This is a genomic window from Methyloferula stellata AR4 (assembly GCF_000385335.1).
In the GTDB taxonomy this organism is placed as follows: domain Bacteria; phylum Pseudomonadota; class Alphaproteobacteria; order Rhizobiales; family Beijerinckiaceae; genus Methyloferula; species Methyloferula stellata.
In genome coordinates, this window is record NZ_ARWA01000001.1 from 1310691 (window position 1) to 1335630 (window position 24940).

General features: G+C 57.2%; 21 protein-coding genes, 1 tRNA gene and 1 pseudogene. 13 read left to right on the forward strand and 10 right to left on the reverse strand.

What is annotated here, in order from left to right; all coding sequences use genetic code 11:
- Positions 1-141 precede the first annotated feature (141 nt).
- From A3OQ_RS0106485 to A3OQ_RS0106505, 4 genes are all read right to left on the reverse strand, one after another.
- Positions 142-1137, reverse strand: coding sequence for an AraC family transcriptional regulator (locus tag A3OQ_RS0106485; protein WP_020174557.1), 996 nt, complete (start codon positions 1135-1137; stop codon positions 142-144).
- Between the two features lie 95 nt (positions 1138-1232).
- A complete protein-coding gene (locus A3OQ_RS23415; protein ID WP_161607309.1) occupies positions 1233-2114 on the reverse strand; it encodes a helix-turn-helix domain-containing protein in 882 nt (293 codons plus the stop codon).
- A gap of 370 nt (positions 2115-2484) precedes the next feature.
- Positions 2485-5544: an O-linked N-acetylglucosamine transferase family protein gene (locus tag A3OQ_RS21515; RefSeq protein ID WP_020174560.1), complete on the reverse strand. Its 3060-nt coding sequence runs from the start codon at positions 5542-5544 to the stop codon at positions 2485-2487.
- 91 nt (positions 5545-5635) lie between these two features.
- Positions 5636-5854 carry a YdcH family protein gene (locus A3OQ_RS0106505; RefSeq protein WP_026595567.1) on the reverse strand — a complete coding sequence of 73 codons (219 nt, stop codon included), beginning with the start codon at positions 5852-5854 and terminating at the stop codon, positions 5636-5638.
- Positions 5855-6220: 366 nt separating this feature from the next.
- Here A3OQ_RS0106505 and A3OQ_RS0106510 point away from each other — a divergent pair, with 366 nt between their 5' ends.
- A complete protein-coding gene (locus A3OQ_RS0106510; RefSeq protein ID WP_020174562.1) occupies positions 6221-6409 on the forward strand; it encodes a YdcH family protein in 189 nt (62 codons plus the stop codon).
- Between the two features lie 142 nt (positions 6410-6551).
- Here A3OQ_RS0106510 and A3OQ_RS0106515 read toward each other — a convergent pair whose 3' ends face one another.
- A complete protein-coding gene (locus tag A3OQ_RS0106515; protein ID WP_020174563.1) occupies positions 6552-7160 on the reverse strand; it encodes a DUF938 domain-containing protein in 609 nt (202 codons plus the stop codon).
- Between the two features lie 224 nt (positions 7161-7384).
- Here A3OQ_RS0106515 and A3OQ_RS0106520 point away from each other — a divergent pair.
- Both A3OQ_RS0106520 and A3OQ_RS23975 read left to right on the forward strand, forming a co-directional pair.
- Positions 7385-7461 (forward strand) — tRNA-Arg (locus A3OQ_RS0106520).
- 261 nt (positions 7462-7722) lie between these two features.
- Positions 7723-7994: pseudogene (locus A3OQ_RS23975) on the forward strand (SOS response-associated peptidase); the annotation flags it as partial.
- 73 nt (positions 7995-8067) lie between these two features.
- Here A3OQ_RS23975 and A3OQ_RS0106530 read toward each other — a convergent pair.
- On the reverse strand, positions 8068-8436 hold the full coding sequence (locus A3OQ_RS0106530) for a hypothetical protein (RefSeq protein ID WP_020174565.1): 369 nt from the start codon (positions 8434-8436) through the stop codon (positions 8068-8070).
- Between the two features lies 1 nt (position 8437).
- On the reverse strand, positions 8438-9040 hold the full coding sequence (locus tag A3OQ_RS23420) for a TetR/AcrR family transcriptional regulator (RefSeq protein ID WP_020174566.1): 603 nt from the start codon (positions 9038-9040) through the stop codon (positions 8438-8440).
- A gap of 38 nt (positions 9041-9078) precedes the next feature.
- Here A3OQ_RS23420 and A3OQ_RS0106540 point away from each other — a divergent pair, with 38 nt between their 5' ends.
- The 10 genes from A3OQ_RS0106540 to A3OQ_RS0106590 all read left to right on the forward strand — a co-directional run bounded on the left by A3OQ_RS0106540 (position 9079) and on the right by A3OQ_RS0106590 (position 20051).
- On the forward strand, positions 9079-9453 hold the full coding sequence (locus A3OQ_RS0106540) for a c-type cytochrome (RefSeq protein WP_020174567.1): 375 nt from the start codon (positions 9079-9081) through the stop codon (positions 9451-9453).
- A gap of 738 nt (positions 9454-10191) precedes the next feature.
- Positions 10192-11772 (forward strand): aromatic/alkene monooxygenase hydroxylase subunit alpha, encoded by a 1581-nt coding sequence (mmoX, locus tag A3OQ_RS0106550; protein WP_020174569.1) that lies wholly within the window; start codon positions 10192-10194, stop codon positions 11770-11772.
- Positions 11773-11884: 112 nt separating this feature from the next.
- Positions 11885-13066 (forward strand): aromatic/alkene monooxygenase hydroxylase subunit beta, encoded by a 1182-nt coding sequence (gene mmoY / locus A3OQ_RS0106555; RefSeq protein ID WP_020174570.1) that lies wholly within the window; start codon positions 11885-11887, stop codon positions 13064-13066.
- 12 nt (positions 13067-13078) lie between these two features.
- The gene (mmoB, locus tag A3OQ_RS0106560) at positions 13079-13492 is read left to right on the forward strand and encodes a methane monooxygenase regulator MmoB (RefSeq protein WP_020174571.1); all 414 of its coding nucleotides are present in this window, start codon (positions 13079-13081) and stop codon (positions 13490-13492) included.
- 24 nt (positions 13493-13516) lie between these two features.
- Positions 13517-14029: an aromatic/alkene monooxygenase hydroxylase subunit gamma gene (gene mmoZ, locus A3OQ_RS0106565; RefSeq protein WP_020174572.1), complete on the forward strand. Its 513-nt coding sequence runs from the start codon at positions 13517-13519 to the stop codon at positions 14027-14029.
- 82 nt (positions 14030-14111) lie between these two features.
- The gene (gene mmoD, locus A3OQ_RS23425) at positions 14112-14420 is read left to right on the forward strand and encodes a soluble methane monooxygenase-binding protein MmoD (RefSeq protein ID WP_020174573.1); all 309 of its coding nucleotides are present in this window, start codon (positions 14112-14114) and stop codon (positions 14418-14420) included.
- A gap of 207 nt (positions 14421-14627) precedes the next feature.
- Positions 14628-15680, forward strand: coding sequence for an aromatic/alkene monooxygenase hydroxylase FAD-binding subunit MmoC (mmoC, locus tag A3OQ_RS0106575; protein WP_020174574.1), 1053 nt, complete (start codon positions 14628-14630; stop codon positions 15678-15680).
- A 33-nt stretch (positions 15681-15713) separates the two neighbouring features.
- Positions 15714-17810 (forward strand): sigma-54-dependent Fis family transcriptional regulator, encoded by a 2097-nt coding sequence (locus A3OQ_RS0106580; protein WP_020174575.1) that lies wholly within the window; start codon positions 15714-15716, stop codon positions 17808-17810.
- 36 nt (positions 17811-17846) lie between these two features.
- Positions 17847-18191 carry a hypothetical protein gene (locus A3OQ_RS0106585; RefSeq protein ID WP_020174576.1) on the forward strand — a complete coding sequence of 115 codons (345 nt, stop codon included), beginning with the start codon at positions 17847-17849 and terminating at the stop codon, positions 18189-18191.
- Between the two features lie 177 nt (positions 18192-18368).
- The gene (locus A3OQ_RS0106590; protein WP_026595568.1) at positions 18369-20051 is read left to right on the forward strand and encodes an Hsp60 family chaperonin; all 1683 of its coding nucleotides are present in this window, start codon (positions 18369-18371) and stop codon (positions 20049-20051) included.
- Positions 20052-21156: 1105 nt separating this feature from the next.
- Here the strand turns inward: A3OQ_RS0106590 and A3OQ_RS23980 are convergent.
- From A3OQ_RS23980 to A3OQ_RS0106610, 3 genes are all read right to left on the reverse strand, one after another.
- Positions 21157-21753: a DUF29 family protein gene (locus A3OQ_RS23980; RefSeq protein ID WP_083931516.1), complete on the reverse strand. Its 597-nt coding sequence runs from the start codon at positions 21751-21753 to the stop codon at positions 21157-21159.
- Positions 21754-22664: 911 nt separating this feature from the next.
- Complete coding sequence (feoB, locus tag A3OQ_RS0106605; RefSeq protein ID WP_020174580.1) at positions 22665-24548, reverse strand: ferrous iron transporter B; 1884 nt, start codon at positions 24546-24548, stop codon at positions 22665-22667.
- Complete coding sequence (locus A3OQ_RS0106610) at positions 24545-24823, reverse strand: FeoA family protein (protein WP_020174581.1); 279 nt, start codon at positions 24821-24823, stop codon at positions 24545-24547. The genes feoB and A3OQ_RS0106610 overlap by 4 nt, the downstream gene beginning before the upstream one ends.
- Between the last annotated feature and the right edge of the window lie 117 nt (positions 24824-24940).

The window sequence follows — 24940 nt, forward strand, 5'->3', positions numbered from 1 at the left end:
CGGAGTGTCATCGAGCTCCCGCGAAACCATCGGGCCGCGATTTCAGGAATCGTGACCAAGCCGGACGACATTCGCGTAGGGTCGGGGTTGCTGTCGTCTCGATCCGCGCAGGGCGGAATCTCAGGCCGCGCAGATAGGCGGTTAGTGCGCGATAGTTGCAGAAATGCGCAGCTCGGTGGGCGTCATCCCGACAATCGTTCGGAATGCCCTATAAAATGTCGGTAACGATTCAAAGCCGCAGGCGAAGGCAATCTCTGTAATGCTGCGAGAGGGGTCGAATGTCAGGGCACGGACCGCCCGATCGACTCGCTCGGCGGCAAGATGGCGCGAAAAGCTCTTGGCGGACGTTTCGAACAGACCGTGCAATTGGCGCGTTGACATGCCCAACGCCGCTGCAACGATCTCTGGCGTCAGTGCGGGGTCTGCCGCATGGCGTGCGATATAGTCCTGAGCAGATTGTAATTTTGCGCGGCGTATGGCTTCGCGCTGCGGCTCCTCAGTTCTGCGATCGGGCCGTAGTGCTGATATGGCTAGGTTGGCGAGCGTCGCAAGCGCCGCGCCGCGATCCTGAGCGTCGAGCCGTGGAAGTTCACGCATGAACGACTGGAAAAAGCCATGCAGGAGAGCGTCGGCGCCCGTTGCCTCCGCAACGGGCCGCGGATCGAGACGCTCCGGATTGTCGAGGATTCCGCGAAACGCCGCCGCCGGCAAGCGCAGCACCTCGACCCGGTGCACTACAGGCTCTTCAGCCACGGAAAACCGCTCGCGATCGAGCCCGCCGATCGTCGTCATCCCGGGATGCGTCATGAATCCGTCCCGTTCGGGGAACAAGAAGTTTATAGGGTTGTCGATCGTCCGGAAGAGAAAAAGCCCGTCACCTGGCGCATTGCGGATATCGGCTGCGGTCCGCTCGGTTCGTAATTGCGAAATATCCATCCGCAGTTGCATGACGCCGGTGTCGGCGATCGGTATCCTGGTGATCGATCCTTCGAAGTGACGCCGATGATCGGACGGGGCCTCCGGCGTGATACCGATCAGATTGGCGCTTAACGTTTCGCGCCAATAGGCAAAGCGCTCGCTCGGATCGACATCGTCTGTCGACCAATGGCTGACAGTATCTTGATGCAATTGCGTCACCCGTTACGAGCCAGAAGGAATAAACGACGGCGGGAAACTGACAAAAGCGTTCCGTCTGTTTAAAACTATGATCTAATAGGCGCCATATTCAAAGTTCATTCCTCCTCGCGCTGTTTGACGCTCTCCATCGCTATGACGCGCACATCACCCGGCGCAATGCCAAACGCCTTATGGAAGGCCCGATAGAACGTCGGAAGACTGGAGAAGCCGGACGCAAAGGCTAGCTCAGCGACGGATCGTCTGGCGAACAGCGGGTTTTCCAAGGTGGCGCGGCACTCCTCCAGACGGCGTCGTCGGGCATATTGGCTGAATGTTTCACCGCTTGGCTCGAAATAGAGATGAAGTTGGCGAACCGAGATCTTGAGCGCCGCCGCGACCTTTTCCGGAGCGAGATCATGCAACGTAAGGTTCTGCTCGATATATTGCCGGGCCTGTTCCAGCCTGGCCACGCCAAGCGCTTCACCATGACCCCTCGACACGCTCCCGCAGGCGATTGCGACGAGCCGGGCCAAGTGATCCGCGACCAGCGCGCTCATTTCGTCCGACAGATCATCCATCTGTGACAGTGCATCGAGATAAGCGACGAGTAACACGGACAATTCCGCGGATGCCGGCAGATGGATCGCGAGGGGACGCGGTAGCGGCGGCAAATGACGGTCCAGGACCGGGCGCGGAATCATCCAGAGATCGTGATGATAGCTATGTGTTGCCAGCGCATGGAACGGCGTATCGGCATCCGCGACCATGATGTCGCCGGGCAACGTATTGAACGCGCGGTCGCCGAACTGAAACTGGACGCCACGCCCGTTCTCGCGATAGATCCAGTACTGGTCCCAGGCAACCTTCCGAATAGTGGCTTGCAACCGTCGGATTGGGGAACTGTCAGCGTTAAAGGTGAGCTTGGAAAGTGCCGCGAAGATCGAGACAGAAAGACTCGCGCGATAGCTGGTAGCGCCAGCAGGAGGGTCAACGCTCATACCCAGCTCGCTCTGGATAGATGCCCAAGCCTCAAATCGATCGGCAACGCGAAAGGACGCTGTTGTCAATATGCTGCGCAATCGCGCCCTCAGCCCGGTGCTGGCCCTCGCGAGGGCGAAAAGGCGCATGATGACCAAGCTATTCGAAGTCGTCGTCTCATTCGGCGCAGAAACGACTATCAGTCCGTGCAAACTGGCATCGGCTGAAGATTGTCCGAAGTCGCAACCGCGAACTTCCTGTATGGCAATCCGTGATCTCTACTTCCGGGCGGTGGTAAGGCTGACTTCTACCGGCATCGGCGCCAAGCGGCCGTTCAAACCGGCGTGCTAGGGGTCAAACCCGGCCGAGCGAAGTCCCACGGCTGCCCGCTCACGCCTTCACCGCGATCACTTCCATCCCGACGCGGTAGCGCTCGCTGATCTGATATTCGAGCGCGTTGAATCCATGCTCGGCCAAGAGCGCATAAAGCCGCTTGCGGCTGAAATTGTGATAATGCTCGATCTCGCCCCAATAGGGGTTCACGTTATTGGCGTGCAGCAGCTTCCAGACCATGCTGTCCATGTTGGGCATGGAGAGAAACAAGATCCCGCCCGGCCGCAACAGGCGGTGCGCGGCTGTGAGCCCGTTTTTGGGGAAGGGCATATGTTCCAGCACATCGGCCATGCTGATGATGCTGAAGCGTCCGTCCTCGGCCAAAGCCTCAAGATCGATGCAATGCGCCTCGTAGCCGAGCTTTCGCATCATCGCCACGCCATCCTTGCGCAGATCGATGCCGACGGGGCGATAGCCCCATTCTTCCGCCGTGAAGAGCAGCGAGCCATTGCCGAATCCGACATCCAGCCAATCGCCGCTTGAAACATGGCGCGCGACGCGCTCGACCATGCGGGCCGAGACGGCGCGCTGGCGTTCCATGTCATGGCCGACCGTCTGATTTTGATGCGTGTCGCCGAAAATCACGGCCAGAGCATCGTCGCCGAAATAGCCTTCGGTAAACACATGATGGCAGGCGCCGCATTCATGCCAGATCATGGTCTCGGGCAGGCCCGGCCGGTAGAGGGGATGTTTGGTGCAATCGGCGCCGAGCATCTGCGGAATATCGTGGCTGCCGCAAAGCGGGCAGCTCTCATATGCGATACGTGTGAAACGCGGCGGCTCTCTCAGCAGCACCGGCTTTCCGTCGGCGTCGATTTCGACGGGCTCGACCGCGAAAGCCTGCGGTTCGGCGCCGGAGGTCCAAGTGTCCCACATGCGCATATAGGCCGTCTCCAGATCGCGCGTCGTGCGCGTGATGTCGAACAGAGGCGCCGTGAGCCTTTGGACGAGAAGTCTTTGCCGCAAGGCGAAGAGCGCCATGGGCTCGCTCGCGAGCCGGAGCGCGAGCGTTTCATAGTCCTGCAAAGAATGGGTCACGAGTTCCGGCAGGCCGACCGCATGCAAAAGACTGCCGGCGACGCGCCCCGCGAAAGTCTCGCCGGTGCAGGTCAGGACCGGCAGCCCGGCCCAGAGCGCGTCGCTTGCCGTCGTATGGGCATTATAGGGAAGCGTGTCGAGAAAAAGATCGGCGAGGCGCTGCCTCGCCAGATGGTCCGGGCTCGGTGCACGCGGCGCGAAGACGAGGCGGTCGGGGTTGACACCGCGTTTGCCGGCCTCGGCGCGCAGATTGTCCTTGACGAGCGGATTGGCGTCGAAGAGCCAGAGCACCGCGTCGGGCAGCGCATTCAAGAGCCGCATCCAGATGCTGAAGATCTGCGGCGTGATCTTATAGGCATTGTTGAAGCAGCAGAAGACGAAGCCACTCTCCGGCAGGCCGCAGGAGGCGCGCGTCGGCGTTTGATCGGCGATCCGGCGGCGCGTGTCGTTTGGCTGATAGCAATGCGGCAGATGAACGATTTTCTCGTCGTAGAAAGCCTGCTGGTCGAAGGGCAGCACGAAGGGATCGGCGATGATGTAATCGATGAAATCCGCGCCCATCGTGCCGGGAAAGCCGATGTAGCTCACTTGCACCGGCGCCGGCCGCAACGATGCGATCTCGCTGCGGGCGTGCTGCGTATAGCCTTTGAGCTCGACCAATATGTCGATCCCATCGTCATGGATCATCTGCGCCGCGTCGGTGAAACTCATGTCCTTGATGTCGACGAACCGGTCGAAGGCGTCGCGCAGACGCCAGCGCATCTCGCTTTGATCGTCTATCCCGTGCGAATAGGCGATCAGTTCGAAATGCCGGCGGTCGTGGCGTTCGAAAAGCTCGACCATGAGATGCGCGGTCGCGTGACGATGGAAGTCGCCGGAGAGATAGCCGATCTTGATCCGCTGCGCGGCGTCCTTCTTGTGCCGCCGGTGCGCGTGATCGAAGCGCCTGCTTTTATATTTGTCGAAGCAATGCGCCCAGCGGCGGGCGACGTGCAATTGTTCGTCCGGCCGCGCATGCATGCTGAGCATGCTGAAGGGCGGTATCGGCTTATCGTAATTGGCGATGCGCGCGAGAAGTTCGGCTTCTTCCGCGTCGAATCCGGCCCAATCGCAGGCATGCCGGCGCTGATGGTGCATCTCGATGCGCGCATCGAGAAGGTCCGGCTTCAGATCGAGCGCAGCCCGGTAGGCGGCGATGGATTCCGCGATCTTGCCTTGGGTTTCGAACGTCGCGCCGAGATTGTAATGGGCTTCGACAAGATCCGGCCTTAAGGCAATGGCGTCCTGATAGGCGGCTGCCGCGTCGTCGAACTTTTGCTGCTGCTGAAGAATATTGCCGAGACCGCAATAGACCTCGGCGAATTGCGGCCTGAGCGCGAGTGCATGCCGATAGGCCGTGATTGCCTCGTCGGAGCGGCACAATTCGCGCAGGATATTGCCGAGATGGAAATAGGGGTCGGCGGCATCCGGCCGCCGGAGGATGATGCCCTCGCAGATCGACAAGGCCTCTTCGTAGCGCCCGGTTTTGCGCAGGAGATTGGAGGCATTGGTCTGAGCTTCCACGAAATTCGGCTCGAGCGAGAGCGCTTTTTGATAATAGGCGAGCGCTTCTTCATCATTGCCCAAATCTTCATGGGCGCTGCCGATATTGGAATAGGCCTGAGCATAGGCCGGATTAAGCGCTATGGCCTGCAACCCGGCTTCGATCGCGTCCTTGGGCTGCCGCATTGTCCGTAGAATGGCGGCGAGGTTCGAGAAAGCCTCAAAATAATCCGGCTTCGCGGCGACTGCCTGGCGCAGAAGGCCGGCCGCCGTCGCATTGTCGCCGGTCTGGTGGGCGATCAGGCCAAGATGGTGCAAGGCGACAGGATGCGCCGAATCCTCGGCTATGAGGCGAAGGTAGATTTCGCGAGCCTTGGGCAATAGTCCCGCATGATGGAAGTCGAGCGCGATCGTCAGGAGTTGAGCGGAGGAAGGCTCTTGTTCGGCCTGTTCCGCGCGCTGAGAAGAAAGGCTCATAGGCTCCATCGCCGATGATCGGTCATCTCAAAGGCCTAAAAGCCTAGGCTTGCGCGGGGCTGCCTTGATCAAAGACGATGCCTGGGCAAGGTCAGGCGATGATATCCGGCGTCAATTGGTCTTCGATGAAGACGATCTTGTCGCGCAGCACGAGTTTGCGTTTTTTCAAGCGCTGAACCTGAAGCCGGTCGCCGGTCTGAAGGTGGGTCAGGGCTTCGATCGCCGCGTCGAGATCGCGATGCTCCTCACGCATATGTTCGAGTTCGGCTTGCAACGAGGCCCGTTCCTCATCGCTCAACTTATTCGCCATATGTCCCATTTCCCCCACAGCATGATCCCGGAAAGTTGCAGACTTTCCGGAGGAGATCATGCGTCACTCATCGATCCCGAACCCGCACGACGACCATGCAATGAACCAGCCAAAGAGGCGCGGCAGACTAAGCATCAATCCTTCGAAGTGAAAACCACTTTCAGGCAAAAATGCCGCGGTGCCGCCAGCGACCGGCGGACCTCGTCATAGCCACGCTGCAGAGCGGAATCGCCGAGCTGGCTGGCGTGAGCCTGACCTTATGAACAAGGACTAAAAAAAATGTGATGTGGAGACCCCATTCGACCCTTGCCCTTGTCCGGCGCTGTGGCAGACTTACGTTCTAAGAGGCTTTTGAAGGAGTATTGCATGGCTCTCCAAAACCATCTTGCTGAACTGGAACGGCGTCACGACGCGCTGGACCGGGAAATCTCCAAAGAACTAATCCATCCGGCCACGGATGAGCTGCGGCTAGCAGAACTCAAGCGCAAAAAGCTTCTCCTCAAAGACGAAATCGCCAAGTTGCGATGTGAAGTCGCTCTCCCGACCTTTCATTAAATCAAGCAGCCCACCAGGGCAGGATCGTCCGGCGGCGGCTTTGGCCGAGGCTCGGATGATACCGCCTGCGCTGTGCCAGGCTTGAATGCCGAAGACCCATCCCGAAAGCCGTGGCTTTTCGGGAGGCAAGCGCCATACGCGCTTAGCTGCGGCGCGTGAACATCAGCGATAGGTTATTGGCTGGCATTTGCGTGGTGCGCGGCGCCGCGAAGCCGCAGGTCGCTGCAAGCGCGGTCAGGGCTTCGAGCGATCTCACCCCCCATTGCGGATTTTGCCGGCGCAGATCTGCGTCGAAAGCCGCGTTGCTTTCGGACATATGCGCGCCGTCGCGCATGTAGGGCCCATAGGTATAAAGCAGCCCGCCCGGCGCAAGCACTCTGGCGGCGCCGGCGAAAAGCCCCGTGGTGGCTTCCCAGGGCGAAATATGAATCATATTGATGCAGGCGATTGCGTCGGCCTGGCTGATTGGCCAATCGGGCTTGCTGGCATCAATGTCGAGGGCAGGGCGCACATTGGTGACGCCGCTTGAGGCCACCCAGGCGTCGATGCTGGCACGCGCCTGCGGGCTCGGATCGCTCGGCTGAATCACATGCCGGGGAAGGCGCTCGCCAAACCGCACGCTATGCTGCCCCGAGCCGCTGGCAATTTCGAGCAAAAGCCCGTGCGGTGGCAGATGATCCTGCAAGACGTCGACGATGAGATCGCGGTTGCGCAGCGCCGCGGGCGCGTGGAGGCGAAGGTCTTCTTCCATCGGTGTTGTTTTATCGGGGTCCTTTGGCGGAAACCAGGGCAGTGAGGCGCGTTGATGACGCACGGGCCGCTATAGTGTGTTCCGGTCGGCCGGCGGGCGGTCTGCGGACATGTCTCGCCTCAAGGATCCATGCGAAAATCCGGCGGGTTTTCGAAGCCGCGGTCTGGACCGTTGCCGCCGCCGGACGGATCGGCTAACGTGCTGGGGCTTATTCAAGCCTTTTTGCACCCGTAGCTCAGCTGGATAGAGCGCTGCCCTCCGAAGGCAGAGGCCAGAGGTTCGAATCCTCTCGGGTGCGCCAGAAATCAATGACTTAGCCACTCTGAAATTTTCGCCTCACCGGTCACGGAAGCAGCGCAAGGGTTGTTTTTGGGTAGCGGTGCGGGCTTTTGCGGAGCCTCGAAGGCTGTGGAAAACGGCTCTTGCTGGTCGACGACACGGTCCCCGCTCATCGAGCTTCCATGCAAATACGAAAGGCCGCTGTGCAGCGGCCAACATGTGGAGTGATCTCGTACCGGCTCGACGGTCATCGACGCCACGCTTCTGACCAGTGCGGAGCGTGGCCGAGGGTGGGACATCCGGTTCGCGATCGAACGGATCGCGCCCCCTCGCCTGTTTCGCTGGCATCTCGACCAACTGGACCTCGGTCCGGAAGGTCAAGGAGGGCGAGACCACCAACGACATCTACGCCTTCCTGCTACGCCGGAAGAAGTCGAAACCTGGATGACGGCGCCTTCGCATGAAGCCTTGAAGCTGCAGCGCCCGTTGCCGGATGGGACGCTTCGGATCGTCGCGCGCGGCGTCAAGGAAGATCTCGCCGGACCAGCGGCCTGACCGACGAAACCGACGACCGAGCGGGGTCTCGGGACCGCCAGCGCGAGATTATACTAGCGAACCACTTCTCGCCCTATGCGAGTTTCGCTCCCGATTGCCCCGTCGAGCGGGAGTAGCTCGAGAGGAGCCAGACTGCAAAAATGATGACGCCCATCGCGACGAAAAACATTCGAGCCGGTGTCGGCAACTCCAACAGCAAACCGCCGATCACCAGCACCAGCCCGACCACTAATTCGACAAGGGCATGCAACCTAATAGGCACGATTTTGACCAGGCTAAATGGCATGTCGGTCACGAGCGTCATCGACAAATGCACAACGGCGAGTACATAAGAAATTATTGCCGATGTGCCAGTCAATCCAATGACCGTCGGCGCGAGCGTGAATATGACGACTGTCAGATAGTCGAGGGCTGCGTGCGCTTCACTTGATATTATCTTCATCTCACTTCTCCCCTCTAAGCGCCGCCGCGATCATCGCGTCGCGCATTTCTGTGATCTCAGCGTCGGACAATCCTGATTTCGCTAAGACCAGCACTCCTTGGATGTTTGCCACACACTGCAGCGCGCGTTGACGAACGATGACGTCCGAGAATCGCGAGGACCCAGCCGCTGGGCGCGACAATGCCGCTGCAAAAAGGGAGCGAAGCGTGTCGACGCCAATCGTTAGCCGTGCCACGACGTCGGGATCACTTGACCCGAGCTCAAGCGCGGTATTGCCGATGAAGCAACCGCGCCAATTCGCTGTCTGCCCGTCATCTCTTCGCGCGACGGTGAGGATACCGTCCACCAACATTTCGAGCGCCCGCCGCGCAGTGGGCTCACGCGAAATCAGCGGCCCGAAATGCTCTCTTAGCGTCTGAAAATAGAGGTCGAGCGTTTGAACGAATAACTCATGCTTCGACCCGAACGCATTATAGAAGCTCGCCCTTCCGAGGCTCATTGTCGTCAGCAGCTCGGGCAAGTTGGTCGCCTCATAACCGTTCTGCCAGAACGCCTCCAGCGCACGCTTCGTCGCGCCATCAGGATCAAAGGTCTTGGTTCTCATAAAGCCATATTAGACCATATGGTCTAATATGGCAAGGGATGGAAGTGCGCAGGAGCTATTTAGCGGCTCCCTTTTCGGCTGGGACGTGGGAGAAATGGAACAGCATTTACGCTTATGAAGCGCGCGCGTTGCCAAGTATCTGGGCCGCGGCTCCCTACCTTCATAATGGTTCGGTCCCCAGCCTTGTCGAATTGCTGAAGCCGGCGGTACGACGCGTCAAAGAGTTCAGAGTGGGTGCGAAATACGATACGCCGACAGTTGGTCTCGCGACCGAACAAGCCGGCGGCTTTGTTTTCAAAACGACTGGCTGCGAGGATCGCAACTCCGGCGACAGCAATTGCGGACATGAATATGGCACTGCCTTGTCGGGTGATGAAAGGGCTGCGCTGATCGAATATCTAAAGACGCTTTGAAGGGCTTCGTCGCCTGGCGACATGATTCTTGCCGGTACGCTTGTCCGCCCTTTCCAACATCGTTGGCACCGCTGATGGCTGCGCCTAATCTGCTATGCCGACATGACGACTGGCTCCCGATAGCGCGATCGTTGGCGTGCGCGTCGCATCCAGAACACTGCTCCATTTCGGCGCAGGTGCAGGCGGACGAAACCGCGCCGCACCGCCCGTCGAGGCGCCTCCGACGAGCAATACACCATAGCCACACGACTCGGTGAGGTCTTGGACGAGGAGATCGAACAGGGGCCTAACGTGCTTAGCTATTTTACGGGCGTGGCATTGTTTGAGGCACGATCATCGATGTTGGCGCTGTCTAAAAGTATCGTGGTGTTCAGGTAACGACTATCGCCCCAATTTGTTGCGACGCGGAAGATTGTCCGCGATGCACACAGTCGATTGTTACAATGCAGCTGAGTTCGAATAATTCTTCCGGCATGTTCAGTGTCAAATTTTTATACACGTGCATGGATGGGATCGATTCAGATCGTCGTCTATGCGCTTTCGTTCGATTCTCCGTGCATTCTGTTTAAGTCTTTGACAAGCTTCGAAGTGTCGGCAGAACTTCATCGTCACGAGAGATTGGCACCGCATTTGCGCTAATCTTTGTACGCGTCATCCGTTTGAATTTGATGCGTCACAGGTGAAGCATCTGGTCAAAGCACCAGAGCGATGACTGTGCAAGGGAGGAGAACCAGACTCATGGCAATAAGTACCGCAACCAAAGCGGCGACGGACGCGCTCGGCGTCAATCGCGCGCCGACCAGCGTCAATCCTCAGGAAGTCCACCGCTGGCTGCAGAGTTTCAATTGGGATTTCGCTCAGAACCGGACGAAATATCCAACCAAATATCATATGGCGAATGACACGAAGGAACAGTTCAAGCTCATCGCCAAGGAATATGCACGGATGGAATCGGTCAAGGACGAACGGCAGTTCGGCACCTTGCTTGATGGGCTGACCCGTCTCGAAGCCGGCAATCGCGTGCATCCGCGCTGGGGCGAGACGATGAAGGTCGCGTCGAACTTCCTTGAAGTCGGCGAATATAATGCGATCGCCGCCACCGGTATGCTGTGGGATTCGGCGACCGCCGCCGAGCAGAAGAACGGCTATCTTGCACAGGTGCTCGACGAGATCCGCCATACGCATCAATGCGGTTTCATCAACTATTATTTTGCCAAGCACTACCATGACCCGGCTGGACATAACGATGCCCGTCGCACCCGTGCCATCGGACCACTTTGGAAAGGGATGAAGCGGGTGTTCGCCGACGGCTTCATATCCGGCGACGCGGTTGAATGCTCGGTCAACCTTCAATTGGTCGGCGAAGCTTGCTTCACCAATCCTTTGATCGTCGCTATCACCGAATGGGCATCGGCCAATGGCGACGAGATCACGCCGACGGTGTTTTTGTCGATTGAAACAGACGAGCTGCGCCATATGGCAAACGGCTATCAGACGGTTGTTTCGATTGCCAATGATCCCGCGGCTCAGAAATATCTGAACACAGATCTCAACAATGCATTCTGGACCCAGCAGAAATATTTCACGCCGGTGCTCGGCATGCTCTTCGAATATGGTTCGAAGTTCAAGGTGGAGCCTTGGGTGAAGACCTGGAATCGCTGGGTCTACGAGGATTGGGGTGGGATCTGGATCGGCCGCCTCGCGAAATACGGCGTCAATTCACCGCCAAGCCTCCGCGATGCAAAGAAGGATGCTTATTGGGCACACCACGATCTGTTCTTGCTTGCTTATGCTCTGTGGCCGACCGGCTTCTTCCGGCTTTCGCTGCCGGATGAAGAAGATATGGAATGGTTCGAGGCCAATTATCCGGGCTGGGATGAGCATTACGGCAAGATCCTTCGCGAATGGAAGGCGCTTGGCTGCGAGGATCCCAAGAGCGGTTTCCTCCCGATCCAATGGCTCATCGAGCACGGGCATAAGGTTTATATCGATCGCCCGTCGCAAGTGCCGTTCTGCCCGACTCTCGCCAAGTGCTCGGGGTCGCTCAGGGTACACGAGTTCAACGGTCAGAAGCACGCCTTCGCCGATGATTGGGGCGAGCGCCAATGGCTGGCTGAGCCCGAACGCTACGAATGCCAGAACATCTTCGAGCAATATGGCGGCCGTGAACTCTCGGATGTGGTCGTCGAAGGTCATGGGGTTCGAGCCGATGGCAAGACCTTGATTGGTCAGCCGCATGTGCACGGCGATCAATTGTGGACCGTCGAAGATCTCAAGCGCGCCAATTGCGTCTTCGCTGATCCGCTCGCCGATCTTTGAGCAACAATCTCGTCAGACCGGCCGCGTTGGGCCGGTCTGACGAACGCATCAAACACATAAACGGCATGGTCGACATAAGACCATGAATAGAAATCAACGGAGGAAACGACCGATGGCTATCGCCACAGCGACGACGACGAAGCGTGGGCTCACGGACCCTGAAAGGGCCGCGAAGATCCTTGCAGCTATCCCAGACCATGAACTCGATACACAACGCAGGATGAATTATTTTGTTGAACCGCGTTGGAAGCGGCTCAGCGAATATGAAATCCTGACGTCCTATACTCAGCCGAACCCGGATTGGATCGCCGGCGGCCTCGACTGGGGCGATTGGACCCAGAAATTTCATGGCGGGCGTCCGTCGTGGGGCAATGAGAGCACCGAGCTTCGGACGACCGATTGGTTCCGTCACCGCGATCCGGCGCGCCGGTGGCATGCGCCCTACGTTAAGGACAAAGCCGAAGAATGGCGCTACACGACGCGCTTCCTCGAGGGCTATTCGGCGGAAGGCGCGGTGCGTTCCATCGATCCGAAATGGCGCGATGAAATTCTCGCCAAATATTGGGGCGCACTTCTGTTCAGTGAATATGGACAGTTCAACGCACACTCATCGGTGGCGCGTGACGCGCTCTCGGATACGATCCGCTCCACGGCGACCTTTGCCGCGCTCGACAAGGTCGACTGCGCTCAAATGATTCAGCTAGAGCGCAACTTCCTGGCCAAGGTCGTTCCCGGCTTCCCGGAATCCACGGAAGGTCCGAAGAACATCTGGCTGAGCGACCCGATCTACAAGTCGGCGCGTACGACCGTAGAAGAGTTCTGGCAAGGTATCCAGGATTTCAGCGAGATTCTATGGGCGGTGCATGGTGTCTATGATCCGTTGTTCGGTCAGTTTGCTCGGCGTGAATTCTTCGGTCGAATGGCTGCCCATTACGGCGACTCGCTGACGCCGTTCTTCCTCAGTCAGACGCAGACCTACTTCCAGACTACCAAGGCCGCCATGAGCGATCTCTTCTTTTACTCCTTGGGGGATGACCCGGAGTTCGGCGATCACAACCGGACATGGTTCCGTGCCTGGACGGAGAAATGGCTGAAGATGACCGCGGATTCCTTGCACGACTTCCTCGGCATCTACGCAAAGGTCGAGAAAGTACCCGGTCTCAGCGACAAAGCCGGCATCATCGCCGCTGTGTCCCGTGTCGTGAACGATTGGGTCGAGGACTATGCCAAGAAAATCGACTTCAAGGTCGATGCCGATCAACTCGTCGCCAGCATCACTCGTGACGTCAAGTGAAGGGAAACTGAAATGACAGCGCGTAATGCATATAACGCCGGCATCATGAAGAAAAACGGCGAGGCTTTCGCCAAGGAATTCTTTGCCGAAGAAAACCAGGTCGTCCATGAATCCAATACGGTCGTTCTGGTGCTCATGAAGAGCGACGAGATCGATGCCATCGTGGAAGACATCATTCTGGGTGAGGAGGCGAAGCGCAACCCGACTCTCGTCGTCGAGGATCGAGCCGGCTTCTGGTGGATCAAGGCCGACGGCAAGATCGAAGTCGATACCGAGAAGGCTGCCGATCTGCTCGGTAAGACTTATAGCATTTACGATTTTCTCGTGAATGTCTCATCGACCATCGGCCGGGCCTACACGCTTGGCAACACGTTCACGATCACGTCCGAATTGATGGGGCTCGATCGTAAGCTCACCGATATCTGAGGGATTGAAAGGGAGGAGACGAAAATGCCCAACTACAAAATCCACGACAATCCCGTCCGCTCTGAGTGGCAGGAGAAGATCGGTGAATTGAAGTCCGTGAAGGATGCTACTGCGTTCATACAGGACTTCCGGAAGAAATATACGTCGCCGTTTCGTACCAGCTATGCACTCGACGTCGACTATCTCTTCATCGAGGCGAAGATCGAGGAGCGGCTGGCCGTGCTGAAGACTTCGACATACTCCGCGACGGACCTCTTTTCCATGGCTACCACCGGGGAAGCGGCCCAAAAGGTCGCGGATACCTGGATCGCCAAAATGGACGCGGAGAAAGACAAGTTCGCTGCCGAAAAAATCCTGATTACGTTCCGGCAGCTCTATAAGCCGCCGGTGCTTCCAGTGAACGTGTTTTTCAAAGTCGACACGCATCTCGGAAGCCGCCTGATGGAACTGCGCAATGCCGATTATTATGCGGATTCCCTGGAAGAGTTGCGCAAGAAGCGCGGCGTCAAAGTGTTGAAACTCGGCAACGCCGCCTGACAGGCGCTTGAACGTTCGGGCGCCCGCGCGATTTCGCCAGGCGCCCGAACAAACCGAAACAGGGTGGTCCATGAAAAGGCTGATGATCGAAGAGGATCCCGATGGCCCGGCATCGGTGAGTTCGTTTCAGGGGAACGCAGGGTCCGCAGCAATCGCGGGCTTCGCAGAAGCGGCAATTGCGCCGGTCGAAATCTTCAACGACGGCCGATACAGCGCCTTCGTTCAGGATCTTGAATGCGTCTGGCGCTGGGAAATTCACCGGGATGGCCAGTTCGTTCAGGAAGGCTGTTCGTTGAGCGAGAGATCATCCCGCGAAGCTGTGGGTTATGTCATGTCGTTTTATCGGCGGCGCGACGAGAGGCAGGCTGCCGAGCCGGCAATCTGCGAATAGTCGCGGCCCCGCGGCTCTAGGGTCGCGTCCGGTTTCGCCCGGTCGGGTAAAAATCAACAAATCGTCAATGGCGCATGCGGGTTCGCATGGGCGGTCTCTAGTTGCGCGCCGGCACCATCAATGGCGGTCCTAAAAGACGCGAAAACAGCGTGAATTTGGACACCGGCGCGAACCAATGCCGTCGGTTAAACTTCAGAAGAGGCAAAGATGTACAAAGTGTCCGTTATTACCGAAGACGATTTCGAGGTAACGTTCGAATGTCCACCGAACGAGAACGTCATCTCCGCCGGTGTGAAAAGCGACGTGATTCTCCTTTCGTCTTGCCACGAGGGCGGCTGCGCCACATGCAAGGCGGAATGCCTTGAAGGCGACTATGAATTGGGACGATGCAGCGTGCAGGCCCTGCCTCCCGACGAAGAAGAAGCAGCTGTCGTTCTTCTCTGTCAGACCTACCCTCGAAGCGATCTCGTGTTCAAGGTACCCTATACGTTCGAACGCATCTCTTTCCAGAAGGTCAACACGGACTGGAAGGGTGAGATCGTTGCGGTCGAAAAGATCGCATCGAATGTCGCGAAACTGCAGATTGTGCCGAAGGACCCTGAGAATGGTCAGGCTGTCACGATCCCGTTCGTGCCAGGGCAATATCTAGACATCGAGATTCCTGGCACGCAAGCGAGCAGGTGCTATTCGATGGCAACGATCGATGACGACCCCCGCCTTGATTTTCTAATCCGGATTTTGCCTGGCGGTCGCTTTTCGCAATTTCTGTCGAGCGAGGCTGAGCCGGGCATCGTGATGAGGCTTCGTGGTCCTTTTGGCGGTTTCAACATAAGGGAGAACGGACTTCGTGCCCGGTACTTCGTTGCCGGCGGGACAGGTCTGGCCCCAGTCCTGTCGATGATCCGCTACATGAAGCGTGAGCAACATCCGCAGGAAGCCAAGTTGTTTTTCGGCGTGACGCATCAGCACGAACTCTTCTATCTCGACGAACTGGAAAAGCTCGAAGCCGAAATGCCGAACTTGAAGGTATACGTGACAGTGATCAAAGCTGACGCGGCCTGGCAGGGCGGCACCGGCACAGTCGTCGACGAGTTGACCAAGCAATTGCAAGACGCAAAGGCGAAGCCCGATATTTATTTATGCGGGCCGCCGCCGATGATCGATGCGGCCTTCGCGGCTGCAGCAATATACGGTGTTCCCCCAGAACAAATGTATGTCGAAAAGTTCCTTGCCAGTGGGCAAGCCGCGGCCGCAGAATAGCTTCTGGCTTCATAGGCGGAGGTTGCTTCAGCGATGAATTCCGTGGTCGAGTTGCCGAACAAATTCAAAATGTGGGAGGCGGACAAGCCAGAGCTCGACGCTGGGCTGTTCGGTGTCGATCGCCCGGGCGTCGCCTGGGATTGGATGGTGCAAACCAATCAAGCACCGGAAGGGGCAGATTGGGTTCGACCTCAAGTTGCCGAAGCCTGGGATCGATGCATCGAGGATTATGGCCTCATACCACGCGTCAACCAGCTATGGCCGCACGCTATCATTGACGTTGCGAGTGGGGTGCGCACCGCTCCTGCCACTAACCTGGACGTTCGCACGGCTTTGGCGACCATGGCCTTCAATCTGCAACCTGTCTTGCGAGGCACGAGCGTCAGCCTGCTCCTGGCTGATGGAGCGGGTACGCTTATCCATGCGATGGAATCGGGATCGAGCCTCGGGCCAATGGGCCGTCGCCTTGTCCGGCTCGGCGAAAGTTGGAATGAGCGGATCATTGGTAACAATGGATTGGGGACGGCCGCAGTTCTGGGCGAGACTGTGGCCTTTGAAAGAAAGGAACATTTCTCCTCTGTCTTGCATCCTTTTGCGACGGTTGGACATCCGCTGTTCGCTCATGACGGCTCGCTGGTAGCGTTACTCGGCTTGATTACGGATCAGCGCTCCTCTGCGCAAACGCTTCTCGGATTTGTCAGAATTGCTGGCTACCTCATCGAAACCAATCTGTTCGAATGTCAGGCGCCGGGAGCGTTTATGCTCCGGCTCCGCTTAAACAAAATCTGCGTCGGCTCAGACGAGCAGAATTGTCTGCTCGACGGGCTGATCTCTCTCGACACGGCGGGAAAGATCGTTGGGGCCACACGCGCCGGGCTCAATCTCCTTCGGGTCGAACGCCATTCTGAAATTCTCTTCCGCCCCGTAGAAATGGTTCTGGGCGTGGCAGTGGACGAATTACGTGCCTGCGCACGCCGCTGTGAGCCTGTCGAGCTGGAGATATTCTCCGGTTGGCGTTTAAGGATCGAGCTTATTGTTCGACAAGCTGGCGCAGGCGAAGCCGTGCAGCCTGTTCGAGACCTCGTGGCGACAAAAGGGGCTGTGCGCCGCGCGAATTATTATGCGCCCGGACAAGTCGCAAAGCGCGCAGCTCAGGAGCCGTGGCATGACGCGGTCGGTGAGGCCGCCTTGCAGAAAGCGATCAATCTGCAGAAGCAGAAGATCCCGATCCTGATCACGGGCGAGTCGGGTGTCGGGAAAGATCATTTGGTTCGTATGATTCATGCGAATGGAATGCGGAAGGGTCGTCCCCTGGTGCTCGTCAACTGCGCGGCAATTCCGCGCGAACTCATATCGAGCGAACTGTTTGGCTATGCACCCGGCAGCTTCACCGGCGCTCGCAATGGCGGCAAACCCGGCAAATTCGTCGAGGCTCATACGGGTGTTTTGTTCCTCGATGAAATTGGAGACATGGCTCTTGATCTTCAGACCGCGCTTTTATGTGCACTGGATAGTTCGGAAATTGTGCCGGTAGGTGGATCAAAGCCTGTGACGGTAGATGTTCAGGTGATCGCAGCGACGAATAGTGATCTTGCTGATTGCGTGAGAAAAGGCACCTTCCGGCGTGATCTTTACTACCGGCTAAACGGGGCGCAGTTTTGGTTGCCTTCTCTGCGAGAGCGTCCCGATAAATTGGGCTTGGTCCAATATATGTGGAACCAGGAGATTAAGGCCCAGAGCATTGAGAATGACAAGACGCTCAGCACTGAGGTCTGGGATATTTTCGAGCGTCATCCCTGGCCAGGTAATATTCGTGAATTACGCAATGTTTTGCGCTCCTGTTTGGCGATGACGGTTGGTGATCAGACGCAGGTTTCGGACCTACCAGAAGATTTCCTCCGGGAAATGAATGATTCGACGCAATGCGAAGAAGATGGCGGAAGTGAACTGGTCTCGTGGCCAAGGGCGCGCGCCCTACCTGAGGTCAAGGCGTTGGTTGCTTGGGAGGCTGAGGCGATCCGTTCCGCGCTTGCGAAGACATCCGGCAATATTTCGCAGTCGGCACGCGAACTCGGAATCACGCGTGCGACTCTCTATCATAAAATGGCGCGTCTCGGACTGAGAAAATAGAGGGCCGGTTGTCGGGCCTGATGGAAGGGCAGAGGAATGGGCGACGAAATCCAGCAGTTTCTCACCGAAATGGCACGCGGCGCGGATGCCACCACTCAGGAGCTTGAGCGAGAGGAGGCGAGACTCCGCGCGCTCGTCGGCCAAGAAAGAGCCGGAGAACTGAAACAGCTTTGGGCAAATGAACTCGATCCCGCAGATGAAGAAGATATCAAGCGCTACATGGATTGGAACGATAAAGAGCTGATCTGGACATGGTCTCGCCTTGAACGCTCGCGCGAGCGCCGAGCCGCCGCGGGCCGCGCCTATATGATTCATAGTCAGCAGCCAAGTGCATCAGTTCCTCCCCGGGAGACGATGCGCAAGCCTCGCGGACGCGACTGAATATTCTACCTGTTTCACTGATAGCTGCGGCGAGGGCAGCAGGACGCGGTTGACAGACAGATGATTGTCGGGACGCGAAAGCATGCGACGGAATCGGGCGGCGCGTGAACGGCGGTCTGCAACCAGAAGTAAAAGTAACATATAAAAATGAATGGCTGCGAGCCATGGGAGGAAACGATGAAAAAAGACATTCGCTACGGCGACAATGCGCGCCGCAGGATGCTGGCTGGCGCCAATCTTTTGGCCGATGCCGTCCAAGTGACGCTCGGTCCCCGTGGTCGCAATGTCATGATCGAGCATCGTACCGCGGGCTTTCCGCCGATCGTTACCAAGGATGGGGTCACGGTCGCCCGGTCGATCGAGGTGAAGGATCACTTCGAAAGCGCTGGAATCAGTATGTTCGGGCAGATGGCCACGGCGGTGTCAAAAGAATGTGGTGATGGGACAACAACCACCATCGTGTTGGCGCGCCATATAGCGAGAAAAGTGCTCCAGGCCATGAGTGCGGGGCTCGATCCCAATGGGTTGCGAATGGGAATTGAGCTTGCGACCCAAGCCGCCATAGACGATTTACGCCGGCGCGCCCGGAACTGCGCTGACGAGCGTTCGATCGTTCAGATTGGTGCCACCGCGTCCAATGGTGATGTCGGCATAGGCAAACTCCTCGCTTCCAGTTTTGCGAAAGTCGGTCCTAATGGCATCGTCAGCATCAAGCCCGGCAATGGTGTGACTGATACCGTCGCCTTTCAGGAAGGCGCATGCTGGGAACAAGGCTGGCTTTCACCCTATTTCGTTACCGACAAAAACCGCAGACTCGCCGAGCTCTCAAATTCCTATGTGCTGCTTTATGATCGTACGATCAGCCATTTCGAGGAGTTGATCCCGATTTTGGAGCAGGTTCGTCAGGTCGATGGCTCGCTCCTGATCATAGCCGAAAATGTCGAGGATGCGGCCTTGACCGGACTTTTGCTCAATCACATACGGTGTGTGCTCAAAGCCGTTGCCGTAAAACCGCCGGCCTATGGGGATCACCGGAAAGAAACCCTGACGGACCTCGCTTGTTTGCTCGGCGGCCGTGTCTTGTTGGAAGAAAATGGCGATGCTCTCGGCCAAGTGAAGCTCGAAGATCTTGGCCGGGCACAATCGGTCCAAATCGGCGAGAGTTCCACGGCGCTGTTTGGCGGTGCCGGCGATGTGGCGCAGATTACCGCCCGGCTCGAAGGCTTACGCGCCGAAGCTGACCTTCTTCGCAACGGACATTCGCGCAGGGGCTCTCCGACAGGAAACGCGCGTGAGCTTGAACAGCTCGAAGAAAGGATCGGCAATTTGTCGAACGTCACCGCGACGATTGAGGTCGGAGGCAATAGCGAGGCAGAAATAAGGGAGCGTCTTCAACGCGTCGAAAACGCGAGGAACGCCGTGTCCGCGGCTCTTGCCGAAGGTGGACTGCCAGGCGGTGGCGCCGGCCTATTGCGTTGCCGCAAAGCGCTCAAAGGACTTTCCTCTACGGATCTCGCCGTTCGGCATGGCATCGACATCATCGCGGATGCCGTGGGCGAGCCTTTGCGGCAGATTGCGAAGAACTCTGGAGTGGACGCTTATGCCGTCGTCTCCATAACGGTCGCGGCGGAAGATGAATTGTGGGGCTTCGATGCCCAAAATGGCCAATTTGGCAATCTCTTCGATCTGGGTGTCATCGATCCGGTGAAAGTCACGCGCTTGGCTTTGCAGAGTGCGACCGCCACCGCCAGCACGTTGATGACGACGGAATGCGTCGTTGCGAGCCTGCCTCCGGATGATCCTACATTCGGCTATACGGCCGAATGGGCGGCGGCAACTAGAGAAGATCCGCGCCGTTGATCGGGATCGTATCGCGCGCATGCGAGTCGAGGACTATGGCGCCGTTATAATTGCAAGCCGGAACAGTTTACCTCGGTTGCGGTCCACAGGGCCCGCGTAGCGCATGACATCCATGATGTTAGTTCCTGTATTTTGACGCGCGCTGTCGCTCACGGGTCTATGAGTGTCGAGCAATCGAGCCATCGGCGCGTGCGCGTCGCCGTTGTCATTCTGCTGATAAACGAAATTCGAGGATTGATCAGCAGCCGAAAGGCTCGCCGTATAGACTGTTTATTTCGAATACAGTGTATCTTCGATTTATTATACAGTTTGGAGCTATTCTAGGTCGTGCTCGGATCTATACATAATTTGCTAACGTGTAATTTTGTAAAAATATATTATATAACAACAACATATATAATAATCATAGTATTCGTTAGACATGGCACATGTTCTGCGATGACGGCAAGTAATTGGCGGTTTACCAGCGATCTCAAATGAGAGCATCCCGCCAATCTTGACGAAGTGGAGAACACATTATGAGCAAAGGTAGAAACGTCCTTCTTATCGGCGTCGTGGTGATTTCCGCCGGCGTGCTTGGCTCGGCATATGCCCAAGACACTCGTCAGGCGGCGCAGATGGCAGCCGGAACCGTTTACACGGATGCGAATGGGGACCGCTCTGTGAACGGCGTGCGTTGTGGGCTTATGTGGGGAGTCGATACCTGCCGTACTACTGTGAGTGCCGAACAAAGCCATTCGTCGTCGGAATGGCGGGCGACCGTGGCCAGGCCACCCGTTTCTGGCGTCACTGTGGATGCGGATGGAAGCCGTTCTCGGGATGGCGTGCGTTGCGGGCTCATGTGGGGATATGATACCTGCGCAGTTCAATAGGCGGATGGCTATTAAACTACGTGTCCTAATTATATAGTGCAACGCACTGTCACCCGCGTCTGGTCTATGGCGGTCGCGGGTGGCTGGTTCTGGTTCGATATGAGGACCAGCATAGGCTCGTTATCTCTCGTGCGGTCCGGCTCAACTTCCTGCCATAGCAGCAGATCTGTAGGGTTCCGCGGGAACGAGAGGTCGATCCGTTTCTTCGATTTGATTCTATAGGATGCCACGGCTCATATGGATGCTGTACTGGCAGGCCAGAAGAATTGTGATTCCACTTCATCAACCGAAAACGGCGGTTGATGTGGAAATTTTGCGTTGGCAATTGCGATGTTCGTCACTGCGGCCAGTTTCCGGCGTTCGTCTTGGTATGCTTGCATAAAAAGATCCTCGCGTAACCCATTCAGACCGGGACTTGCTGCCAGCAGTTGCGCGATTATTTCACGATGATGCGCGACGAGAGCATCTCCTGTAGCTCCTGTACATGATGGGTGCAGCTCGCGATTGAGAAGATCGCGACATAATTTGCTGTAGCAAGATCGCAATGCGCAAGCTTGCTCGCGCCTGAAGCTCTCGGGCTCTTCCGCTCGATCAAGCGAGCTGACTTTTGTCGGATAAGCGGCCTCAACGCGCGGGGCTGGCGTTCCGCCGATTAGCGTCTCGCCCCTCGCAAGCTGATTGGCGCTGGAAAAAAGAGCGGCGAGCGATAGGCGCTTCCTAGACGGCCGGAAGCGCCAACGGGTGAATAGGGCCCGTGCTTTTAAAAATTTGGGCGCGCCTGTGCCGCGATGCATATAGCCGTGAACTGAACTTGTCTCGTAGCCAATCAACGTCGCATCGCCCTCTTTTCAGATCTGAGCTGGCGCGATCAATTCCCATACCAATCGCCTTGATCAGGCAAAGCGGGCAACAGCGGGGCAAGGCGTGTGCATAATATGCACAAAAGATGTATCATTAGTATACATTCGTATATATACTTTACAATTATCTGTTATGCGTAATATAATACTTCACTTTAAAATTATATATTTGACATATACTCACATTTTGATAGGGTGCGGTCGCATCAGGTGGCCTTCTCTTCTCCCGTCATGGTTTGCCATGACGGGCTTTTTTTCAGTCTTGATGTGCGGCTAGTTGCCCAGTTGGGCCTTGTTGGATCGCCGCGCCATTTGGCTAGAAAATCTCGTCCGGCACCCCGATGCAGCGAAGTATCAGAAACCGTTCTATCGAGGTCTCATTAGCAAAATGGCTGGACCCGACGCGATGCAAGCCCGGCATTCCGAAACGGCCTCATTTGACCTGGTCGCCAGAATCTCAAAGCCGCTGCCGAGTAGCGATCAGCCGGTACTGGTGAAAGCATCAACTTGCGAAACGTAATGGATAAGGTTGAACCCTGAATGTATGACCGGAATTGCATTGTCGTATCGCCGCGAACGTTCGTCATTGCGCACAGGCTCTCAACCATCGCCGCTGTTGACGAAGTCATCGTGCTTGATCAAGGTCGGATCATTGACTGCGGCCGGCGCGATGAACTTCTGACCGCTAATACTGGTTTCATTATTCATGGAACTCAATAGGAAGTGGAACATCGTGATGAGTTCACCGCCCGCCTTATGCTGCATATTTTTGTGGATGCCCAACTAAGCGAGACTTAATGAGCTAGAATCTGAGGTGGCAGCGCTCGTGCATTCAAGCCCCTCAACGGCCGTCTGAAGCGGTGTGCCCGGCGCCATTGTCCTCAACCGGCGCCGGCCAGCAGCGCGATATGATAGGTTAGGAAAGAGGCGCAATAGGCAAGCGCCAGCATATAAGCGAATGTGACGAGCATCCATCGTGCGCCGCCGGTCTCCCGCCGGATGACGGCTAAAGTGGACGCGCACTGCGGTGCAAACACATACCAGGCCAAGAGCGAGAGAGCCGTGGCCAGCGTCCATTTATTGGCAAGCGCATGCCCAATTTGTTCGGCCGCCTCCTTGCCGCCCTCGATTGAATAGACTGTACCCAAGGAAGCGACAGCGACCTCGCGTGCCGCCATTCCTGGAATGAGCGCGATGTTGATCTGCCAGTTGAAGCCGATCGGCGCGAGAACTGGTTCGAGCGCGTGGCCGATCCTGGCGGCAAGGCTGTAGTTGATAGCCGGATCCGTTGCGCCCTCTGGCGGCCTTGGGAAGGATGCAAGGAACCAGATAAGCACCATCATCGTGAAGATTGTCGTCCCGGCGCGATAGAGGAACATCTGTGCGCGCGTCAAAAGCGCAATGATGACGCTGCGCGGCCGTGGCAGCTTGTAATCCGGAAGCTCCAGCATGAAAGGCGGCGTCGGATCATCCCGCCAGAAGAAATGCTTCAGCACCCATGAAACGGCGAGCGCGCTGCTGATGCCCGCCGCATAAAGGCCGAACATCACGAGGCCTTGCAACTCGACGAAACCCCAAACTTTGCGCGCCGGAATGAAGGCCGCGATGATCAAAGTATAAACGGGGATACGAGCGGAACAGGTCATCAGCGGCGCAACCAGGATTGTCGCGAGCCGGTCGTGCCTATTGTCGATCACCCGCGTCGCCATAATGCCCGGAATCGCGCAAGCGAAACTCGACAGCAGCGGAATGAAGGCGCGGCCGTGGAGACCGGCGCCGCCCATGATGCGATCCATGAGAAAGGCGGCCCGCGCCATGTAGCCGAAATCTTCCAAAAGCAGGATGAAGAGAAACAAAATCAGGATTTGCGGGAGAAAGACGATGACGCTGCCCACGCCCGAGATCACACCGTTTTCGATAAAGCTCTCGAACAAACCATCCGGCAAATGATCGCGCGCAAGCGAGCCTAAAAGATCAAAGGCGCTGGAAATCAGGTCCATGGCAGGCTGTGCCCAAGTGAAGACGGCCTGGAACATCGTAAAGAGAATGAGCAATAGGATCAGAAGGCCGCCGAGCGGGTGAAGCAGAACCCTGTCGAGGCGCTTCGTCAGAGTATCGGGCGTTGTAGGCTTACCGATCACCTTTGCGATGAGAGCATCCGCCTCGCGTTGGATGGTTCGCAGTTCCCGTGGTTCAGGCGCGACCCATTTGCTTTCGGTGGCCGCCGGCCAATCCGCCGCCGCGAGTTCATCAAGCCGGTAGACGAGATCGTCCGTGCCGCCGCGCTGGACAGCGGATGTTGCGATCACGTCTATGCCGAGTTCACTGGATAGGCGATCGATATCGATCTCGATGCCGCGTCTTTGCGCGATATCGATCATGTTGAGAACGAGCACCAATGGCCGACCGACTTGCTTCAACTCGCTGACAAGACGCAATCCCACGCGCAAGTTTGTCGAGTCGGCAACGCAGATGATGAGGTCCGGCTGCGACTCGCCCTTCATATGCCCGAGCACGATATCGCGCGTGACTTCCTCATCCGGGCTGCGTGCACGCAGCGAATAGGTGCCAGGCAGATCGATCAGCGTGATGTCCCAGCCTGAGGGCGATTTCAATCGGCCGCTTTTATGCTCGACCGTCACGCCCGGATAATTCGCAACCTTCTGATGATTACCTGTCAGCGCATTGAAGAGCGCCGTCTTGCCGCAGTTGGGCGCACCGACAAGCGCGAAGACGTAAGGTTTTGCGAGCAGCGCGATGTTCAAATATGTGCCTCCCGATCGCGCACGAGGATGGCCATGGCCTCGCGCCTCCGCAGAGCGACAGTCATATTGTTGATCCGGATGGCTATGGGGTCGCGGCCAAAGAAGCCTTCGTGCAGGACCTCGATGGATGCGCCTTCGATGAAGCCTAATTCGATCAGCCGGCTTTCGAGCTCCAAAGGTGAAATTCCAGAATTACTGTCGCGCGGTTCGATCGCCTCGACATAACCTCGATACCCTAATGGCGCGCTGCCAAGGCGGACTTGTTCTTTTGTCATCGAATGCTCAGGTGATCGGCGGAAACGCTACTTTCCATTGGCCGTACGCCCGAGCCGGACGAAGTTCAACGAATACTTATCTCTTTAGAGTCGATCTAAAACTGCTCAATGTTTTCA

What these genes read in the sequence shown, in the direction of transcription:
- A3OQ_RS0106515 (WP_020174563.1), bottom strand. Translation starts at nt 7,160, where the DNA reads ATGGAAGAAGACCTTCGCCTCCACGCGCCCGCGGCGCTGCGCAACCGC.
- mmoD (WP_020174573.1), top strand. Translation starts at nt 14,112, where the DNA reads ATGATCGAAGAGGATCCCGATGGCCCGGCATCGGTGAGTTCGTTTCAG.
- A3OQ_RS0106610 (WP_020174581.1), bottom strand. Translation starts at nt 24,823, where the DNA reads ATGACAAAAGAACAAGTCCGCCTTGGCAGCGCGCCATTAGGGTATCGA.
- mmoB (WP_020174571.1), top strand. Translation starts at nt 13,079, where the DNA reads ATGACAGCGCGTAATGCATATAACGCCGGCATCATGAAGAAAAACGGC.
- A3OQ_RS0106505 (WP_026595567.1), bottom strand. Translation starts at nt 5,854, where the DNA reads ATGGCGAATAAGTTGAGCGATGAGGAACGGGCCTCGTTGCAAGCCGAA.
- A3OQ_RS23420 (WP_020174566.1), bottom strand. Translation starts at nt 9,040, where the DNA reads ATGAGAACCAAGACCTTTGATCCTGATGGCGCGACGAAGCGTGCGCTG.
- A3OQ_RS0106530 (WP_020174565.1), bottom strand. Translation starts at nt 8,436, where the DNA reads ATGAAGATAATATCAAGTGAAGCGCACGCAGCCCTCGACTATCTGACA.
- A3OQ_RS23415 (WP_161607309.1), bottom strand. Translation starts at nt 2,114, where the DNA reads ATGAGCGTTGACCCTCCTGCTGGCGCTACCAGCTATCGCGCGAGTCTT.
- A3OQ_RS0106585 (WP_020174576.1), top strand. Translation starts at nt 17,847, where the DNA reads ATGGGCGACGAAATCCAGCAGTTTCTCACCGAAATGGCACGCGGCGCG.
- mmoX (WP_020174569.1), top strand. Translation starts at nt 10,192, where the DNA reads ATGGCAATAAGTACCGCAACCAAAGCGGCGACGGACGCGCTCGGCGTC.
- mmoY (WP_020174570.1), top strand. Translation starts at nt 11,885, where the DNA reads ATGGCTATCGCCACAGCGACGACGACGAAGCGTGGGCTCACGGACCCT.
- A3OQ_RS0106580 (WP_020174575.1), top strand. Translation starts at nt 15,714, where the DNA reads ATGAATTCCGTGGTCGAGTTGCCGAACAAATTCAAAATGTGGGAGGCG.
- A3OQ_RS0106540 (WP_020174567.1), top strand. Translation starts at nt 9,079, where the DNA reads ATGGAAGTGCGCAGGAGCTATTTAGCGGCTCCCTTTTCGGCTGGGACG.
- A3OQ_RS0106590 (WP_026595568.1), top strand. Translation starts at nt 18,369, where the DNA reads ATGAAAAAAGACATTCGCTACGGCGACAATGCGCGCCGCAGGATGCTG.
- mmoC (WP_020174574.1), top strand. Translation starts at nt 14,628, where the DNA reads ATGTACAAAGTGTCCGTTATTACCGAAGACGATTTCGAGGTAACGTTC.
- A3OQ_RS0106510 (WP_020174562.1), top strand. Translation starts at nt 6,221, where the DNA reads ATGGCTCTCCAAAACCATCTTGCTGAACTGGAACGGCGTCACGACGCG.
- mmoZ (WP_020174572.1), top strand. Translation starts at nt 13,517, where the DNA reads ATGCCCAACTACAAAATCCACGACAATCCCGTCCGCTCTGAGTGGCAG.
- A3OQ_RS21515 (WP_020174560.1), bottom strand. Translation starts at nt 5,544, where the DNA reads ATGAGCCTTTCTTCTCAGCGCGCGGAACAGGCCGAACAAGAGCCTTCC.